Below are 1,250 nucleotides of genomic sequence, written 5' to 3' on the forward strand. Positions count from 1 at the left end.
CGTGGGGGAAGTCGCTCGAGGGAGGCGGTGAAGACCGCCGGCGGAGATACGAACAGGGTGGGTAGCGGGGCGGATACAGCGTCGATTCCGTTACGCATCGCAGGCCTCCTTTGCGCCGCGCCGATGGGCTTCCGTCTTACCGTTCGAGCCTAGAAGCGCGGGCCGCGCCGCTCCAGCGGCGGGGTGGCTAGCTAGCAAGGGGGATTAATGCATTCGCAACGGCGCTCGCTGCGATGCACCGTGGTCCGGCATCCACAGGCCACGCCCCTGCCGGGCAACCGTTCCTGGCCGCGCCTGTTGGCGGCGGCGTCGCCCTGCAAGCGCCAGGTATCGGGCTCCGCCGTCAGTCCATGTCGCCGCCATGGTGCGCGGACTGCTCCAGGAGGCTGCTCTTCGCCGTCCTGCCCCTCGCTTCCGGCGACAGCCGGGTTGCCTGCAAGGCGAACCAGAGGGTCGCCACATCGGCGGTGCTGTCCAGCGAGCGACCGCTGATTTCCTCGATGCGGCGTATCCGGTAGACCAGGCTCTGCTTGTGTATGTGTAGCCGCTGCGCGGCGTTCAACCAGGACCTGTTTTCCTCGAGAAAGACCTGCAGCGTGTATAGCAGTGCAGAGCCATTGGCCGCGTCATAGTCGTGGAGGGCGCCGAGGACCAGGCGGAACGCCCGCTCGGCCTCGGCGAGGCTTCTGGGTAGCCAAGGCGCCTCGTCGTCCAGTTCCGCGTAGCGACACAATGGCCGCCGGGAATGGCTGTGGGCCAGGGCCAGGCGCGCTTCGCGCAAGGCCTCGGCGCAACGTTCGGCACGACGGAGCGGGGCGCTCACGCCCAGCGAGCTGTCCAGGGCTTCCTGCAGTGTCGAGGCGAGGCCGGCCTGGTGCAGCAGAATGATTTCCTGGCCTTGCGCGCGAACCAGCAGGCGTGAGTCGTGGCCCCGGAAAAGACCGATAGGGTCGGTCGCGAGCCCCTCGGAACTTGCCACGGAAACGACTGCATCGTCGAGATCGAGCCCGGGCAGCAGTTCCTCCAGCCGCTCCTCGGCTTGTTCCCGGTATAGCCGTCGTTGCAGCAGGTCGTCGAGCAATTCCGAACCCAGGCGCAGGTGGCGTTCGCTTTCGACGCGCAGCCGTTCGATCTCTATGCCGAGCACTGCCGTCAGGTGGTGCAGGAGACTGTAGTCCGGCAGCCGCTCGCCCAGGGCTATCAGCAGGCAGTTCCGGTCGGAAGGAATGCCGATGCTGAGCGCTTCGCCT

Annotated in this window: 1 protein-coding gene; it reads right to left on the minus strand. The window is 67.0% G+C overall.

Features of this window, described 5'->3' with window-relative positions; genetic code table 11:
• Positions 1–343 precede the first annotated feature (343 nt).
• On the minus strand, positions 344–1,250 hold a 907-nt coding region (locus FFS27_RS32855; protein WP_137952561.1), incomplete at its 5' end, for a PucR family transcriptional regulator.

Source organism: Pseudomonas sp. 2VD (genome assembly GCF_005503585.1).
GTDB lineage: Bacteria > Pseudomonadota > Gammaproteobacteria > Pseudomonadales > Pseudomonadaceae > Pseudomonas > Pseudomonas aeruginosa.